The sequence below is a fragment of the Neisseria sp. P0001.S005 genome, from assembly GCF_051963715.1.
Window position 1 is genome coordinate 1 of sequence record NZ_JBQCTZ010001136.1, and the last position, 221, is coordinate 221.

The 221-nt window shown below is 47.5% G+C and carries 1 protein-coding gene; it reads right to left on the bottom strand.

Annotation, left to right across the window (positions count from 1 at the left end; all coding sequences use genetic code 11):
* Positions 1-38: 38 nt before the first annotated feature.
* The coding region (locus ACTHSP_RS24315; RefSeq protein ID WP_440346280.1) for an FKBP-type peptidyl-prolyl cis-trans isomerase at positions 39-221 on the bottom strand (183 nt) is incomplete at its 5' end.

Sequence of the window (221 nt, forward strand, 5' to 3'; positions counted from 1 at the left end):
TTTTATCCGTTGTTTAAGGGCGTAAGCCTTGATTCGGATTATTGAACTTTTTGTACGTCAACTTGTACAGGTTGTTGTGCAGCAGCATCAGGCGCGCCGACTTTAACCAGTTTCACGTCGAATACCAAAGTAGCGTTCGGGCCGATTTTATCGCCGGCACCCACTTCGCGGTAAGCCAATTTAGCAGGGATGTAGAATGTTGCTTCGCCGCCTTCTTTCAA